Genomic DNA, 14,761 nt, shown 5'->3' with positions numbered 1-14,761 from the left:
CGACTTAGCGCTCAGCAAATGTTAAGTTTGCATTGATCAAGGTCAGGCGCTGCTGCACACTGGCATAGGAGCGTAGGCCGTCAGGCGGCGTATGCATTGCGTAATCTAGCAGCTGCTCGACTGTAGAGGTAGCGACATGGCAGCGAGTGTCGGACGATGCATAATAGATAAACACCTTTCCTTGCTCATTGACGACTGCACCGTTGCAGAACACGACATTGGACACATCACCAACACGCTCCTCGCCTTGCGGAGCAAGCAGATGTCCGCCCGGCGCATAGATGACCTTGCTTGGATCTTCCAGACTGGTCACGAATGCGTACAGGACATAGCGCAAGCCGGCAGCGGTGTTGCGCACGCCATGAGCGATATGGAGCCAGCCCTTGTCTGTTTTAAGCGGCGCAGGTCCTTGACCGTTCTTAACTTCCTTAATCGTATGATAATGACGCTCGTCAATGATAATCTCTTCCTCAATGCAAGCTTGCTCGATGGAGTGAGATAAGCCCCAGCCAATTCCGCCTCCTGAGCCTGTGTCGATAAAGCCATCCTGTGGACGCGTATAGAAGGCGTACCTGCCATCGACAAATTCAGGATGAAGCACAACATTGCGCTGCTGGTTGGAGCGGGTTTTCAAATCGGCAAGCCGTTCCCAGCTTTTCATGTCTTTAGTCCGCGCTATGCCGCACTGCGCAATTGCACTGGAAAGATCGCCTGGAGCAGCGTCAGGGTCCTTGCGTTCCGTGCAAAACAAGCCGTAAATCCAGCCATCCTCATGCTGTACCAGGCGCATATCGTATACATTTGTATCAGGATCGCTCGTTTCAGGCAGGACGACAGGCGCATCCCAAAACCGGAAGCCGTCGATGCCGTTGTCGCTTTCGGCAATCGCGAAAAATGATTTGCGGTCATTGCCTTCAACACGCGCGACAAGGTAGTACTTGCCGTTCAAGTATATTGCCCCGGGATTAAATACACAGTGGACGCCAAGCCGCTCCATAAAATAAGGATTGGTTTGCGGATTAAAATCGTACCGCCAATGCAGCGGCGCATGGTCGGCTGTCAAAATCGGGTGCTGATAGCGGTCATAAATACCGTTTCCGCCCTCAATTACAGTGTTGCGACGCTGAATGAGCTGTTCATATTGCTCGGTAAGATAGGCTTTGCGCTGTTCAAATATTGTCATTCAAATCATCCCTTCAGTTCATTATGCTTAAGACGCTCAATCATTTCCAGACATGCCCGACCGTTATGATAAGGGCATTTCCAAGCACTGATCTTTTGAACATGATCGCTAGGTGTGCCATCGCGACGCACGCTCCAATGCCATTCGCCAAATTGCTTGTCAACGATATAGTGCTGGATAAAGTGCCAGGAGCGCTCTGCAGCCTCTCGGTATTGCTGCTGCCCCGTCAGCTGGTATGCATGATAAAAGCCGACAACTGCTTCTGCTTGCGGCCACCAGTCCTTATGATCATCTATGATGATGGAGCCTTGAGCTTCGTTAAGCAAGCCGCCGTCAGCATCAAAGCCGTTCGCCAATACGGCATCCGCCATTTTTATAGCAACTGCCTTCGCTTCTGCCAGCAACGCTTCATGGCCCAGCACTTCAGCTGCCTCCACGAGCAGCCAGCTTCCTTCGATATCATGACCATACGAAATATGATCGGATTGACTGTTCCACGCTTCATCAAAAAACAGCTTGAAATGTCCGGTATCGCGGTCGATAATGTGGCTGATTGTTATATTAATCAGCTCTGCAAGCTGCTTTTCCAGCTCATCCGACTTCCATATCCGATACAGATTCGTATAGGCCTCCATAACATGCAAATGAGTATTCATCGATTTTTTCTCATTCAAATCCTTGCCGCTAAGACTGAGATCATCTGTTTCCTGCCATTGCTCAGATAATGCTTCAATATAGCCGCCATAATGCTTGTCATGTCCATAGCGCTCAATATGCTGGAAGATGGTGATAGCATTCTGCCGTGCCTGCTCATGGCCTGTTGTACGATAGTATTCAGCGTAGGCATAGATTGCAAAGGCTTGCCCGTAAATTTGCTTTTTGCGCTCAAGCGGCGAGCCGTCAGCGTTCAGCATCCAGTACATGCCGCCGTAATTGCGATCGACAAAGTGTTCATTAAGATAATGATACGCCCGCTCGGCGGCAGCAAGATAGGCTTCCTTGCGATAGGTGCGATAGGCAGCAGAGAAGGTCCAAAGCAAGCGTGTATTGAGTACGAGGCTTTTCGCTGCATCTGGAACGACAGCAAAATCACGGGTCACTTCGCCATAAAAGCCGCCTTGCTGTGTATCCAAACTGTGCTTCAACCAAAACTCCAATATATTGTCCCTGAGCTCGGCTTCCAGCTCTTCAATCCATTGTGTTGCGTCCAAATGCTTGCTCATTGTTCAGCCTCCTTTGTTTTGCGGCTATAGTAGTCAAAGACGGTGCGCTCAGCCGCCTTGCCAAACATGCAGTAGTCATCGTTGGCGCTGGCATTTTGCTCATCATACAAATGAGCCGGCCAATCCCACAGCATAAAGCCTTCGACCCAAGGGCGTTTGTCGCATGCGTTAAACATCGCTTCATAGTAAGCCTGCTGGCTGTGCTCGCTTGGCGCGCCCTGCAGCCCCCAGTCATTCGGCAGCTGCGGCGAGCCTTCACGGCTTGGACAGCCAGCTTCCATAAAGAAGAAAGGCTTGTTGCTATGCTGCTTGACTACCTCCTCAATGCGGTCCAGTTGGGCTTCCCACTGATCAATCGGATAGTAGCCGCTTGAGGAAATTACGTCTACGGCATCCCACCACTTCACTTGACCCTCCTGGTATTTATCGCAGTTATATGTAATGAGTCCATGGTAGTGCTTTCGCACTTCCTCAATTAACGCACGCCATTGCTGCTCGCGGCGATCGGCTTGCACCATTTCACAGCCAATGCAAAGCATATCGACCTCCAGCTTTTGCGCAAGCTTTGCATAGTGCACGATAAACTCGGTATAGCTGGCAAACCATTCGCTCCATTTAGGCTCACAAGGAACGTCAATGTCAAAAAAATTAATATGGGCACGCCATGTGCCGTTTGCGCAGTTCACAACAGGCTTCAGGATGACGTTTAGCCCCATGCTTTGTGCATGCTGTACAGCGTCAATAATTTCTTCATCCGTTACTGTAGGTTCATCCTTGTACGAAATGACAGTTGCTTGCGGATGCTCCTGCAGCGCAGCAAAGGTTATAGCTGTCCAGTTGACGGCTAGCCGTTCCTTCATAAGCAGCATCGATTGCTTCGCTTTTTCATCGCGCCATGTGCCGCGTACACCAGTCCAGCCCCAGGTCATTCCTGCGATATATGGCAGTGATTGCTTCATAATCCGCCCTCCATTTTGTTAGTTTTGTTAGATAAAATATTGAATATAATCTATAACAAGTAAACATTAAGTTGCACGGTTTTGGCAAGAGTTTTTCGCAATTTGCTTTAAAAATTATCGGTTTCTACAAGAAATAGGGGAATATTTCAAAATGCCCCTGATTCGCAAGGCGAGCTGTTGCCAAAGCATATTCAACTCGCGAAAAAATGGAGAAGGAGTATATTTATATTGGAAGTGATCGGAATTTCTCATGTCAATACAAGACAATAAAAAGCATTTCAAACCATTTCATGCTGTGATCTTTTACAGTAAGCTTAACATTGTTAGCGATTACAAAAATGAAATGGGGGATTTCGATGAAAAAGAATATTTTGTTATTGTTTAGTTTGATTATTATGCTAACAGTTTTTTCAGCTTGCAGTGGAAACTCACAAGGCTCCAATGAGAGCTCGAATGAAACGGGGGAAGTAACGGGCGATCTTGTTTTTCTAACAAACCGGACAGATATGATTGGCAACGTCTATGATGAGTACAAGCAGCGCTTTGAAGAAAAATATCCTGGGGTCAATATTGAATTTGAAGCGATTCAGGATTATGATGCAACGCTCAAGGTTCGCATGAGCTCAGGAGATTTCCCGGATGTTGTGTTTTTGCCAACACTGTCGAATGCAGAATTTCCAGAATACTTTGCACCGCTAAACGACATTGAATTTTCAGGGGATATTTACTTTGAAGAAATGCGAGCACATGAAGGGCAAATTTACGGAATTTCTTCTGGCGGTTCGACAGTTGGAATCGTATACAACAAAGAAGCATTTGCCAAGGCTGGCATTACCGAAGTGCCTAAAACGTATGATGAGTTTTTAGCGGCCTGCGAAAAGCTGAAGCAAAGCGGCATCGTACCGTTAGCCTCAAACTTTAAGGATAAATGGCCGTTGGATGTATGGGTGTACGATATTCCAACAATTATAGCCGCGGCAAGCGACCATCAAAACAAGCGCGCCGATACTGATACACCGTACACAATGGACAACGAATACGGCAAATCATGGGGCATTATCCGCGAGCTGTACCAGAAAGGCTACTTGGAGCCGGATGTAAATTCAACGAACTGGGAGCAATCGAAAAAAGATATCGCTAACGGAAATTTCGGCATGTACTTGCTAGGCAACTGGGTCATTAACCAGGTTATTGAAAATGGAGCAGACCCAGACAACGTCGGATTTTTCCCATTCCCGGCAGACAACAGCGGTCAAGCAAAAGCTCCGTTGAACCCGGATTTCTTCTATGCGGTTAACAAAAACGGCAATGTTCCTGCTGCCAAAGCGTTTATTAAATGGATTATCGAGGAGTCGGGATACGATGAATTCGCTGGCTTTATTCCAACATTAAAGGATCGCGAGCCGAAGCTGGCGCAACTTGCTGAATTCAACAGCTTTAATGTCGAGTTTTTTGAGCCAGCGCAGCCTTCGGACATAGCTACAGACATTCAAAATCAGGCCCGGCTAGATCAAGCCGCAACGGTCCAGCAATTTGTACTATCAGACGACCCAGCGTCAGTGCTGGATAAAGTAAACAGCGACTGGGCTAAAGCAAGAAAAGAACTAGGCGCAGCACAATAACGGCCTAAGACTAAGTGAAGCATCACATGTGCTTGCAGGTGAACAACAGTTCATCGCAAGCACATTTACATCTAAAAAAAGCGATCAAGCTTCGCCGTCGAATACGCTACAGAGAAGTTCCATCGTCATCAAAGTTAAGCTTTTTAAACCATACATCAAATAAAAGTTTAAAAAGCTCGGCTTTCAGGACCAAGAAGATGGCACGATACTAGAAGGCGAGGAGCGCAGCGTAGGCACAAGCTACGTGAGCACCGGAGCCTTCGGTAGCGTGACATATTCGCCGTCGAATAAGCTACAGAGAAGTCACAACGTCATCAAAGTCGTGCTTTTTAAACTACCTCTCTAAAGGAGTGATGATAGGTGTTTAGTAAACTACCCTTCCCCACCCAAAAAAAAGTTATACTCGTCAGCTTCATTGCAATACCTTTGCTGCTTTTATTTACCTTCGCCTATTATCCAGCATTGGAGCTGTTTCGGCTAAGTTTTATGAAATGGAATGGGGTAAGCGCTCATAAGGAATGGGTTGGCTTTGCCAATTATGCAGAAGTGTTTTCTAATCCTGAATTGTTTGGCGTCTTCAGGCATAATTTTGCTTATTTCGCAATCGGGATCGTTCAAAATATTGTGGCCTTGTTTTTTGCAGTGCTGCTTAATACGAAGCTAAGAGGGAGAAACGGTTTTCGCCTGCTGCTGTTTTTACCATATATTTTGAACGGCGTCGCGGTAGCGTACTTATTTGGATATGTATATGATACGACGAACGGTTCACTGAATTATTTGCTAGGCTCGCTTGGCTTTGATCAGCTTGCTCAAACGAGCTGGCTAGGCAATAAGGATTATGTCAACTATACACTGGCTTCTGTAGGGCTATGGCGATTTATGGGCTTTAATATGGTCATTTATTTAGGAGCGCTACAATCGATTCCTAGCGATTTATATGAAGCGGCCTCGATTGATGGAGCGAGCAGCTGGCAGCAGTTTACACGGATTACACTGCCTAATATTTATAAAATTATTGAGCTCAACCTGTTTTTGACGGTTACAGGGGCATTGGAAGTATTCGATCTGCCGTTTGTGCTTACGAAAGGCGGCCCTGCAGGGGCAAGTGAAACATTTGTTATGAAAATTATCGAAACAGCCTTCCAGTTCAACAACTATGGTCTCGCTTCAGCGATGAGCGTTGTGCTGCTATTAATTGTTGTCATCGTATTGTCGATTCAGCGCTACATTTTGACGAAAGGAGATGATTAGCATGAAGGCAGCTGCCAAACTTCAGATGGGGATAAAATATGCGATTCTTTTATTTTCGTGCCTAGTCATCTTGTTTCCGCCTTATATTATTGTGGTCAACGCATTTAAAACGAAGGAGAAATTTCATGCATCTTCAGCGATTTCGCTGCCTGACAGCTGGTTTTACTTTGAAAACTTCGTCAAAGCATTTAAACAAGCTAGTATTCCGCTTGCATTTAGTAATACAATAACGATAATCGTAGTTACCTTGTTTTTTAATATTTTGCTAGGCTCTGCCTTTTGCTATGCGATTTCTCGTTTTCAGTTTCGTTTTCAAAGCTTTTTGGTGGGCCTGTTTATGTTCGCCACCATTATTCCGCAAATTACAACTCAGGTTGTTAACTATAAGACGATTATGTCTCTTGGCTTAACGAATAACTTGATGGGGCCTGTGCTGCTGTACATTGGGGCGGACATTATTCAAATTTATATTTATTTGCAGTTTATTAAAAACATCCCGTACGAGCTGGATGAAAGCGCGATGATTGAGGGAGCGTCATTAATTCGTATTTTCCGCTCGATTATTTTCCCACTGCTGACACCGGCGACCTTTACAATCGTTATTTTGAAAACGATCAACATTTACAACGATTTCTTCGTGCCGTATTTGTATTTGCCGCGAGCGCAGCATGTCGTGGTCTCAACCTCGCTGATGCGCTTCTTTGGCAACAACAGCGGAGATTGGCAGCTAGTATCCGCTGCGATATTGATCATTATGATCCCGACAGCCATTATGTATATCTTTTTACAGCGCTATATTTTTGCAGGAGTGACAAGCGGGGCAGTTAAATAAACTAGAGCGTGGCTGAGAAGTTCTCAGAAACGTCCTAAAGCTAAAGGGGCTTTAACGATGAAGGTGATCATTGCAGACGATGAAGTGATGATTCGCGCTGGGCTTGAGAAAATATTAGGCAAAATGGACATGAATATTGAGGTCATCGGCTCTTACAGCAACGGCTTGGATGCACTAAACCATATTCATAAGCTTAATGATGCCGAGCTTGATCTGGTGATTACCGATATTAAAATGCCGATTATGGATGGCTTGATGCTGATTGAGGCGGCAAAGGAACGGGCATTTGCCAAAATTATATTTAGCGGCTTCAGTGAATTTGAATATGCGCGCAAAGCATTGCGTTGCGGTGCGAGCGACTACCTGCTCAAGCCAATCGACAAGCAGCAATTGGCCGAGGTGCTGCAACGCGTACAAAAACAGGCTAAGCACAATACGCTGGCTAGTACCGAGCTGGAAGAGACGGAACTGGAAGGCTGCGGCCATCATGCAGTCGATACGATTAAAGCCATGCTGCAGGAGCAGTACGATCGGCAGCTGGAGCTGGAGCAAATTGCCCAGCAGGTTGGCATGAGCGCCCACTATGTAAGCCGCTTGTTCAAGCAAATGACTGGACAAACGATTACCGACTATCTCATTAATATACGGATTCAAAAAGCGAAGCAGTTTTTAAGCGATTGTCCGCATATGAAAAACTATGAAATTGCTGCCTCAGTGGGCTATAGTGATCCAGTATATTTTCAAAAGCTATTCAAGAAAGAAACAGGCTACACGCCGAAGGAATATAAGGAAATGCATCGTTAAGCAGATAGCAGCTGGTCGTGCCAGCAGCAGCTGCGGCTGTACCACAAACGAAGCTAAAAACGAGCAGGCTTGTCGCGCTCTTCCATACCGGAAGGTGGCGGCAAAGTCCTGCTCGTTTTTTTGATCAAATATATCTAAGCGGGTTTTCAGCCACGTCCTAGCCCTTTACAAGGTAAAGGCGGCTTGTTTCTTCCCAAATATGGCCTGGCTCAAGTGTAACGAGGCCGATCTGCTCAGCTGGCAGCTTGCTGTTGGGCGCATTGACGAGGTTTAATTGCGGCTCAGGACAGAAAAAGCCTGGTTGTCCGCCATTGTTCCAGATCATCCACTGCTTGTACTGTGTGCCTACATCATAGACAAGCTTTAGGCCAAGACGGTGATCGGTCAGCTCCATCATGTTGCGGCCATTTTTCGTGCTGCTTGTATAATGATTATCCATCGAGCTCCAGAACGGATTCAAGCCCGTTGTGTTCATTTTTTGCTCTTCTTCTGTAAGCGGCTGATAGTTGCCTGTTGGCAGCATGCGCTCGTTAAGCTCCCAGCGCTCTTTAATCGTTAACGTGTACGTATAGTCGTCAGCCGTACTGCCTTCAGCAAATGGAGCGTTGATTGCAGTATGAAAAGCAATCATGCATGGCATAGCAGTTTCGCCGTTATTATGTACGGTTACATGCTGCAGCAAGCCTTGGTCGCTTAAGGAATAACGAAGTCTGATTGTAAATTGATGAGGCAAATACTGATAGATTTCGTGATTCGGTGTAATGGAAATGCTCAGTACCGCATAGCTTTCGGAAGCGGTTACGCTATATTCATCAACATTCCAGCGAGCGGTATGAAAAAAGCCGTGCAAATGGTTGCCAGTTTTCGCTTCGTTGACAGGAAATTGATAGCTTACGCCATTAAAGGTGAATTTGCCGTCCTCGTAGCGGTTAGGCGGGAATAATACCGGGATGCCGTGAACCCCTGGATTAGCACGGAAGCTGTTCATATCCTCTGCTGCCGGCTCTCTTAAAATAGTAAGCTTGCGCTCAAGGTCGCGGAATGCGATCAGATTAGCGCCGACTCCTGGAAGAATGGCAGCCTCATAGCTTCCCCATTGCAGCCAAACCGCTGCTTCATCATGAAATTGTGCTTCATATGCTTTGCCTTGCGTTGTCATTCATCTTCCTCCTCAAACATATCATCTTTACTGCTGGACGCCGACTAAGTTACAAAGAAGTTACATCGTCATCAAAGTCGGCATTTTGAACTTCCCATTCAATACGAGTTCAAAAAGTCGGCTTTCAGGACCAAGAAGCTTGGACGCTAGTAGAAAATGAGGAGCGCAGCGTAGGTAATGACTACGTGAGCACCGGAATTTTCGCTAACGTTCGAGATTCGCCGTCGACTAAGCTACAAAGAAGTTACATCGTCATCAAAGTCGGCATTTTGAACTTCCTCTAGAATATCAGCATTAGAAAAAACAAACAACCGCTAATCCCTAAGACTAGCGGTTTCAGTATCTTATACGCTGTTAAAGCGCCAGCAACTGCTTCAGCTTTTGCTCTGTACGCTTGCTTACGGTAAGCATTTTTGAACTGTTGCGATCACTATCGAAGTAAACAACGCCAGAGATAATAGCTCTAATGCGAGAAAGGTTAATATAGCAAGAAGAACTGATTGCGTAGTAGCCCTTTCTTTTCATTAATGCTTTGAGATCTGTGGGAGATAACTGAACTTTTCTGCTGAAGTGATGCGCATGCAGACTAACCAGACCTTCTGCACCAACTTTGAAATATAGAATTTCCTTCTCAAGATCGAAATCCTCGTACATCGTACGTTCATTTAGTGCAACACTCAACATTCGAATACCCCCTTTTAGATATATGAACAAGTGAAATGTTAGCGTTTACATTATAACATAAACGCGATTGCTTGAGAAGAGTTCTAAAAAAATCATTTTACGTCCAACTTGGAGTGTGATATGATCATTTCGTATATTTCCTTTAGTGCTAAAATATATTGGAGAGCGGGACCGATGTTAATGAAGGAAGGACATGCAGCCGTAAAAACAACGGCTAATTCTACAATAAAAAGCTTAACCGTTTATTCGATTTTGTTTGCAGTTAGTGCCGTACATATGCTGAATGATTCGATGCAGGTTGTTGTTTCTGCTCTGTTTCCAATCTTCCAGTCATCATTAGGCTTAAGCTATGCGCAAATTGGCTGGATTGCCTTTACATTAAATATGACCTCATCCGTTATGCAGCCGGTTGTCGGATCATGGTCGGATCGCAAGCCGATGCCATGGTTGCTAATTGTCGGCATGACATGCAGCATGCTCGGTATTGCGGGGCTTGCATTTGCCCCTCATTTTTGGATTGTTCTGCTATGTGTAATCGGAATTGGGCTCGGTTCAGCTGTATTTCATCCCGAGGGCTCGAGAGTCGTTTACTTGGCGGCTGGCAATAAACGTGGCTTGGCACAGTCTATTTATCAGGTAGGCGGAAACTTTGGCTCGTCATTGGCGCCGCTTATGACGATTTTTATTTTTGTACCGCTTGGACAGCGCGGAGCGATATGGGGAACGCTGCTCGCAGCTGCAGCCATCGGTATTTTGCTGTATGTTGTGCCGTGGTATACGAAGCAGCTAGCGCTGCAGGGAGCAGTGCCTCTCAAGAAAAAGGCGATTTCCACGAAAGCACCGAGCATTCCAACTAAAGTGGTTTATATCGGGATCGGTATTTTGTTGACGATTGTGTTTGCACGCTCCTGGTATAGCGCGGCTATCGGAAACTATTATCAGTTTTACGCAAGAGAAGCCTATGGCTTGACGATTCAGCAGGCGCAAATTCCGCTTTATTTGTTCATGGTGTTTGGCGTCGTAGGAACATTTTTTGGCGGAATGCTGGCTGATCGCATTGGCAGAAGAACGATGATGATTTTATCATTGGTCGGCTCGATCCCACTTGCCTTGCTTTTGCCGCATTTATCATTGTTTTGGGTTTATCCTGTTATGTCCTTGCTTGGCTTGATTTTGCAATCCGGCTTTTCGGTCAGTGTTGTATATGCGCAGGAAATTATGCCGGGAAAGGTCGGTACAGCTTCTGGACTGGTGACTGGCTTCGCATTTGGCATGGGAGCAGTTGGCGCTGTCGTGCTAGGCAGCATTGCAGATTATAAGTCTATGGAATTTGTTATGGTAGCAACGAGCCTGCTGCCGTTAATTGGATTGCTATCCTTTATCCTTCCTAAAGATCGTGAGCGATAAATTGATCGTTTGTCGCTCCATATAAAGCATACAGACTGGGTGAGTTGCCTTAAACGGGCGGCTCGAGGCCCGGTCTTTTTTTGATTGCATGGCGTTAATTTTGTCAAATTTCTTCCACAACTTCCTCGCCAATATAGCCCGTTGTAGTCATGGCAGCTTATAAATTCGCCACTATACTGAAAGCTAGCAAATAGAAAGTGGTGAAGCTGTGGTTAAAAAGGCAATTAGCATGTTGTCAGCAATGCTTTTTGTACTGGTGCTCATCAGCGGCTGCGGCAAGGAGGCTGCCAGCCAGCCTTTTGAGCTGGATATTCCGCCTGAGGTGAATGCAAAGCTAGAAACGATTCCTAATGAGCCGGTAGCGGGAGAAAGCGCGGTAGTGAGAGTGCTTTTGCTGGATGAGATAGAGCCAAAGGACGGGATGCGGATTGAGCTGCGCAACAATGACAGAGCTACAAGGCTATATGATGCGAAGGAAAAGATGATTGATGGCAGCCTTGCCTACGAGATCGAAGCGATTTTTGAAACTAGTGGTGAAAATCTCGTTACGTATCACTTTAATGCAGACAACTACCATATTATGAGCAGCTTTACAGTAGAGGTGAAATAATTTGCGGACAAAAAATGCTGCAATGCCCTGGCTGCTGCAGCTTGTGCTCGTTCTTTGCTTGCTGTTTGTCAGCAGTCAAGCAGTGGAGGCGGCAGCAAAAAAGAGCAGAGGCTATGCGACACCGCCGGAATCGAAGCTGTTTAAAAAATCTGTCAGCTATACGCCTATACAGCCGTTAATAGATACTACGCCGCCAAATGGCGAGCTGGTGCTGGAGGTAGGTCAATATTCCGGGCCGCTGCAGATTGACAAGCCGATCACGATTACTGGTAAGGCTGGAGAAAGCATTGTTCATATTGTCGAGGAGGAGCAAGCTATTGTCCTGCAAAGCGACGACATCAGGCTGAGCAGCATCACGATAGCTGATGATCGCGAGGAGCCTGCGGCTGCAGTTATAACGGGTGAAGGGCGCAGTGGCGTGGTGCTTGAAAGCCTGCATATTCAAACAAAGGCGACCGCGATTGAATGGCGCGATATGAAGCAAAGCAAGCTGCTCTCCAACGTGTTGGCGTGGAATGGCGAGTCATATTTGAAGCAGAGCAGCAGAGGCAACGGCATTTATTTGTACAACAGCAGCGATATTGTTGTCGAGCAAAATGAAATCGCAGCCATGTACGATGGCGTTTATGCAGAAAATAGTGAGCGGCTAACGCTGCAAGGCAATCAGGTGAGCGATTCACGCTATGCCTATCATATGATGTATGCCGCGCAGGTTGAAATTGCGGAAAACCGCAGTACGGGCAATGTGACGGGGCTAATGATTATGACATCAGATCAGGTGAAGCTGCATCACAATGTTTTGGAGCAGCATCAAGCGAATGCGAATGCTGCTGCTATTCTCATTTATGATGTGGTCGAAGCCGAGGTGTACAGCAATCAAATTTGGCAAAATCGAATCGGAATTAGTGTGGAGCGCAGTGAAGCTGTTTCCGTGCATCATAATGAGCTGCTGCACAACTTTGTAGCGCTGCAAATGCAAAGAGCGGATGGACTTAAGCTCGAGCATAATGATTTTGTCGGCAACGTTACAAATATTTGGGATGATGGCAGCACCGAGCCTGTCATTCAAAAAAACTATTGGGATACGCTGCAGGGGCTTGATACGAACGGGGATGGCTATAGCGAGCTGGTATACGAGAGCGCTCCGTTTTTTTTATCGCTTATCGAGCGCAGGCCGAGCTTTCAGCTTTTGTTTGGGACGCCGGGCATAGCCTTTATTGAGCAGCTTTATGCTGCGGATCGCGAGCAGTGGATCGCTGATCGAATGCCGAGCATGCATCAGCAATCCAGCGCTGCAGGTGCGTCTGGGCAGGGGATTCAATGGGGAATGCTGCTGGTCTGGTCTGTGCTTGGCGCGGCTGGGATTTACATTATCGTAAAAGTGAGGAGATATGAGCAATGAAGCAATGGAAATGGATTGGCGCTGCAATGATTGCGGTGATGCTGATTATCGCAGGCTGCGGAAAGGAGCAATATCCGCCGGTCGCGATTAATGAAGAAGTCGATCGCTGCGAAATATGCAATATGGCGATTAAAGATGATGCTTATGCGACGCAAATTATTACGAAGGAAGGCCGCTCGTTAAAGTTCGATGATTTGGGCTGTCTCAATCAATGGCGCGAGGAAAATGGCAGTGAGCAAATAGCTGCCACCTATGTGCGCGACTACAACAGCCTGGAGTGGATCAAATACGACAAAGCCTACTATGTGTATGATGCTTCGATTCAAACACCTATGGCCTATGGCATACTTTCCTTTGAGAAGGAAGAAGATGCGGAAAGCTATATTGCGGAGCATGGAGTCGGCTCGATATTGACATCCGAGGGACTAGCTTCGCACAGCTGGGCAGTGAATATGGAAATGATGGGCTCGCATGAGCATGGCGAGGGTCACTCGCACAGCCATGATGCTGCTGGCGAAGAAGCACATGGTGCAGATGAACATGGCACAGAAGGGCATGGTGCAGATGAGCACGGCACAGAAGGGCATGGTGCAGATGAGCACGGCATGGGCGGACATAGTAATAATGAGCATGGAACAGATGCGCATGGAACAGACGAACACGGTACAGATGAGCACGGCGCAGACGGGCATGGAGCAGGCGAGTCAGGTGCGGAAGGGCATGCTGCGTAAGAGTGGTTGAAAGCGAGAGCTTGTTGAACACGCATTTATAGAGGATGTTCACGCGCTTAAAGGAGAATACAATGAATCATTTTACGACGATCATGAAGCGAGAGCTTAAGCTGGGCTTTCGAAATCCTTGGTCCTACTCTTTTCTGACATTATTTATCGTATTCATGCTCAGTCTGCTGCTTATTAATCAGCAGGGCTATGCCTCGGGGTATTCCGGCATAACAGGCTTGCTTATGAATTTAACGCTTTATTTGCTGCCTTTAATTACGCTTATGCTGGGTTCATTTTCACTGACCGGGGAAAAAGAGGATGGCAGTGCGGCTTTGCTTTATACGTATCGCTTGCCCGTATCGAGCTGGCTGGGCGGCAAATATGCAGGCTTGCTTATTGTGCTCTGTATAATTGTAACAATCGGCTACGGGGTAACCGGGATCATTAGCAGCTTAAGCACAGGCGGTTTTGCAGCCTCAACGTACAGCCTGTTGTTTCTGTTCGCGCTGCTTCTGATTATGACGTTTTTAGCGATTGCGATGCTTGTCGGCTCACTGGCCGCAACGCGCTGGCAGGCGCTTACTTATGTAATTGGCATTTGGTTTTTCTTCATTATCGGCTGGTCGCCAATTATGATCGCTCTGCTTGGACAGCTTCCTTATTTATGGATCAAGCCGCTGCTGACTGTGCTGACGTTTGTTAATCCGGCCGAGTGGATTAGAGTGTATATCATTACGACGCTTGGCGGAGGAACGATCGTCGGACCCGAATACTATCAGTGGATAACCTGGATCAGGCATCCATCTGGCCATTTCGCTTTCGTTCTGTTGATATTAGGCTATACGCTTGGCTTTTTGTCGTTGGCTGGCTGGAGATGGAAAAGGGGGAGTCAGCGTGGATAAT

Annotated in this window: 14 protein-coding genes; 9 read left to right on the top strand and 5 right to left on the bottom strand. The window is 46.7% G+C overall.

Features of this window, described 5'->3' with window-relative positions:
• Positions 1-4: 4 nt before the first annotated feature.
• Genes KJS52_RS07285 through KJS52_RS07275 form a run of 3 tightly spaced genes read right to left on the bottom strand, consistent with a single transcriptional unit; the run spans position 5 to position 3,365 of the window.
• Complete coding sequence (locus tag KJS52_RS07285; protein ID WP_213514082.1) at positions 5-1,183, bottom strand: glycoside hydrolase family 130 protein; 1,179 nt, start codon at positions 1,181-1,183, stop codon at positions 5-7.
• A gap of 5 nt (positions 1,184-1,188) precedes the next feature.
• Positions 1,189-2,406 (bottom strand): AGE family epimerase/isomerase, encoded by a 1,218-nt coding sequence (locus KJS52_RS07280; RefSeq protein ID WP_213514081.1) that lies wholly within the window; start codon positions 2,404-2,406, stop codon positions 1,189-1,191.
• Positions 2,403-3,365: a glycoside hydrolase family 113 gene (locus KJS52_RS07275; protein ID WP_213514080.1), complete on the bottom strand. Its 963-nt coding sequence runs from the start codon at positions 3,363-3,365 to the stop codon at positions 2,403-2,405. Before KJS52_RS07275 ends, KJS52_RS07280 begins: the two co-directional genes overlap by 4 nt.
• A gap of 356 nt (positions 3,366-3,721) precedes the next feature.
• Between KJS52_RS07275 and KJS52_RS07270 the strand changes: the two genes are divergently transcribed.
• The 4 genes from KJS52_RS07270 to KJS52_RS07255 all read left to right on the top strand — a co-directional run bounded on the left by KJS52_RS07270 (position 3,722) and on the right by KJS52_RS07255 (position 7,874).
• Positions 3,722-4,987 carry an ABC transporter substrate-binding protein gene (locus tag KJS52_RS07270; RefSeq protein ID WP_213514079.1) on the top strand — a complete coding sequence of 422 codons (1,266 nt, stop codon included), beginning with the start codon at positions 3,722-3,724 and terminating at the stop codon, positions 4,985-4,987.
• A 360-nt stretch (positions 4,988-5,347) separates the two neighbouring features.
• Positions 5,348-6,238: a carbohydrate ABC transporter permease gene (locus tag KJS52_RS07265; protein ID WP_213514078.1), complete on the top strand. Its 891-nt coding sequence runs from the start codon at positions 5,348-5,350 to the stop codon at positions 6,236-6,238.
• A gap of 1 nt (position 6,239) precedes the next feature.
• Positions 6,240-7,070 (top strand): carbohydrate ABC transporter permease, encoded by an 831-nt coding sequence (locus KJS52_RS07260; protein ID WP_246563276.1) that lies wholly within the window; start codon positions 6,240-6,242, stop codon positions 7,068-7,070.
• A gap of 57 nt (positions 7,071-7,127) precedes the next feature.
• Positions 7,128-7,874 (top strand): response regulator transcription factor, encoded by a 747-nt coding sequence (locus KJS52_RS07255; protein ID WP_213514076.1) that lies wholly within the window; start codon positions 7,128-7,130, stop codon positions 7,872-7,874.
• Positions 7,875-8,031: 157 nt separating this feature from the next.
• Here KJS52_RS07255 and KJS52_RS07250 read toward each other — a convergent pair whose 3' ends face one another.
• Both KJS52_RS07250 and KJS52_RS07245 read right to left on the bottom strand, forming a co-directional pair.
• Positions 8,032-9,033, bottom strand: coding sequence for an aldose 1-epimerase (locus KJS52_RS07250; protein WP_213514075.1), 1,002 nt, complete (start codon positions 9,031-9,033; stop codon positions 8,032-8,034).
• A gap of 354 nt (positions 9,034-9,387) precedes the next feature.
• Positions 9,388-9,717: a LytTR family transcriptional regulator DNA-binding domain-containing protein gene (locus KJS52_RS07245; RefSeq protein WP_213514074.1), complete on the bottom strand. Its 330-nt coding sequence runs from the start codon at positions 9,715-9,717 to the stop codon at positions 9,388-9,390.
• Between the two features lie 180 nt (positions 9,718-9,897).
• Here KJS52_RS07245 and KJS52_RS07240 point away from each other — a divergent pair, with 180 nt between their 5' ends.
• The 5 genes from KJS52_RS07240 to KJS52_RS07220 all read left to right on the top strand — a co-directional run bounded on the left by KJS52_RS07240 (position 9,898) and on the right by KJS52_RS07220 (position 14,760).
• A complete protein-coding gene (locus KJS52_RS07240) occupies positions 9,898-11,124 on the top strand; it encodes an MFS transporter (RefSeq protein ID WP_213514447.1) in 1,227 nt (408 codons plus the stop codon).
• A 229-nt stretch (positions 11,125-11,353) separates the two neighbouring features.
• On the top strand, positions 11,354-11,734 hold the full coding sequence (locus KJS52_RS07235) for a hypothetical protein (protein WP_213514073.1): 381 nt from the start codon (positions 11,354-11,356) through the stop codon (positions 11,732-11,734).
• A 1-nt stretch (position 11,735) separates the two neighbouring features.
• On the top strand, positions 11,736-13,136 hold the full coding sequence (locus tag KJS52_RS07230; RefSeq protein ID WP_213514072.1) for a right-handed parallel beta-helix repeat-containing protein: 1,401 nt from the start codon (positions 11,736-11,738) through the stop codon (positions 13,134-13,136).
• Entirely contained in the window at positions 13,133-13,867 is a 735-nt protein-coding gene (locus tag KJS52_RS07225) for a nitrous oxide reductase accessory protein NosL (protein ID WP_213514071.1), read from the top strand. The genes KJS52_RS07230 and KJS52_RS07225 overlap by 4 nt, the downstream gene beginning before the upstream one ends.
• Positions 13,868-13,938: 71 nt before the next feature.
• Positions 13,939-14,760, top strand: coding sequence for an ABC transporter permease (locus KJS52_RS07220; protein WP_213514070.1), 822 nt, complete (start codon positions 13,939-13,941; stop codon positions 14,758-14,760).
• The last annotated feature ends 1 nt before the right edge of the window (position 14,761 follow it).

Source organism: Paenibacillus montaniterrae, from assembly GCF_018403185.1.
GTDB lineage: Bacteria > Bacillota > Bacilli > Paenibacillales > Paenibacillaceae > Pristimantibacillus > Pristimantibacillus montaniterrae.
Note: the sequence above shows the minus strand (reverse complement) of the source record. Positions and strands in the feature narration are given on the sequence as shown.

What these genes read in the sequence shown, in the direction of transcription:
- KJS52_RS07280 (WP_213514081.1), bottom strand. Translation starts at nt 2,406, where the DNA reads ATGAGCAAGCATTTGGACGCAACACAATGGATTGAAGAGCTGGAAGCC.
- KJS52_RS07245 (WP_213514074.1), bottom strand. Translation starts at nt 9,717, where the DNA reads ATGTTGAGTGTTGCACTAAATGAACGTACGATGTACGAGGATTTCGAT.
- KJS52_RS07255 (WP_213514076.1), top strand. Translation starts at nt 7,128, where the DNA reads ATGAAGGTGATCATTGCAGACGATGAAGTGATGATTCGCGCTGGGCTT.
- KJS52_RS07225 (WP_213514071.1), top strand. Translation starts at nt 13,133, where the DNA reads ATGAAGCAATGGAAATGGATTGGCGCTGCAATGATTGCGGTGATGCTG.
- KJS52_RS07250 (WP_213514075.1), bottom strand. Translation starts at nt 9,033, where the DNA reads ATGACAACGCAAGGCAAAGCATATGAAGCACAATTTCATGATGAAGCA.
- KJS52_RS07220 (WP_213514070.1), top strand. Translation starts at nt 13,939, where the DNA reads ATGAATCATTTTACGACGATCATGAAGCGAGAGCTTAAGCTGGGCTTT.
- KJS52_RS07240 (WP_213514447.1), top strand. Translation starts at nt 9,898, where the DNA reads ATGAAGGAAGGACATGCAGCCGTAAAAACAACGGCTAATTCTACAATA.
- KJS52_RS07235 (WP_213514073.1), top strand. Translation starts at nt 11,354, where the DNA reads ATGTTGTCAGCAATGCTTTTTGTACTGGTGCTCATCAGCGGCTGCGGC.
- KJS52_RS07275 (WP_213514080.1), bottom strand. Translation starts at nt 3,365, where the DNA reads ATGAAGCAATCACTGCCATATATCGCAGGAATGACCTGGGGCTGGACT.
- KJS52_RS07285 (WP_213514082.1), bottom strand. Translation starts at nt 1,183, where the DNA reads ATGACAATATTTGAACAGCGCAAAGCCTATCTTACCGAGCAATATGAA.
- KJS52_RS07270 (WP_213514079.1), top strand. Translation starts at nt 3,722, where the DNA reads ATGAAAAAGAATATTTTGTTATTGTTTAGTTTGATTATTATGCTAACA.
- KJS52_RS07260 (WP_246563276.1), top strand. Translation starts at nt 6,240, where the DNA reads ATGAAGGCAGCTGCCAAACTTCAGATGGGGATAAAATATGCGATTCTT.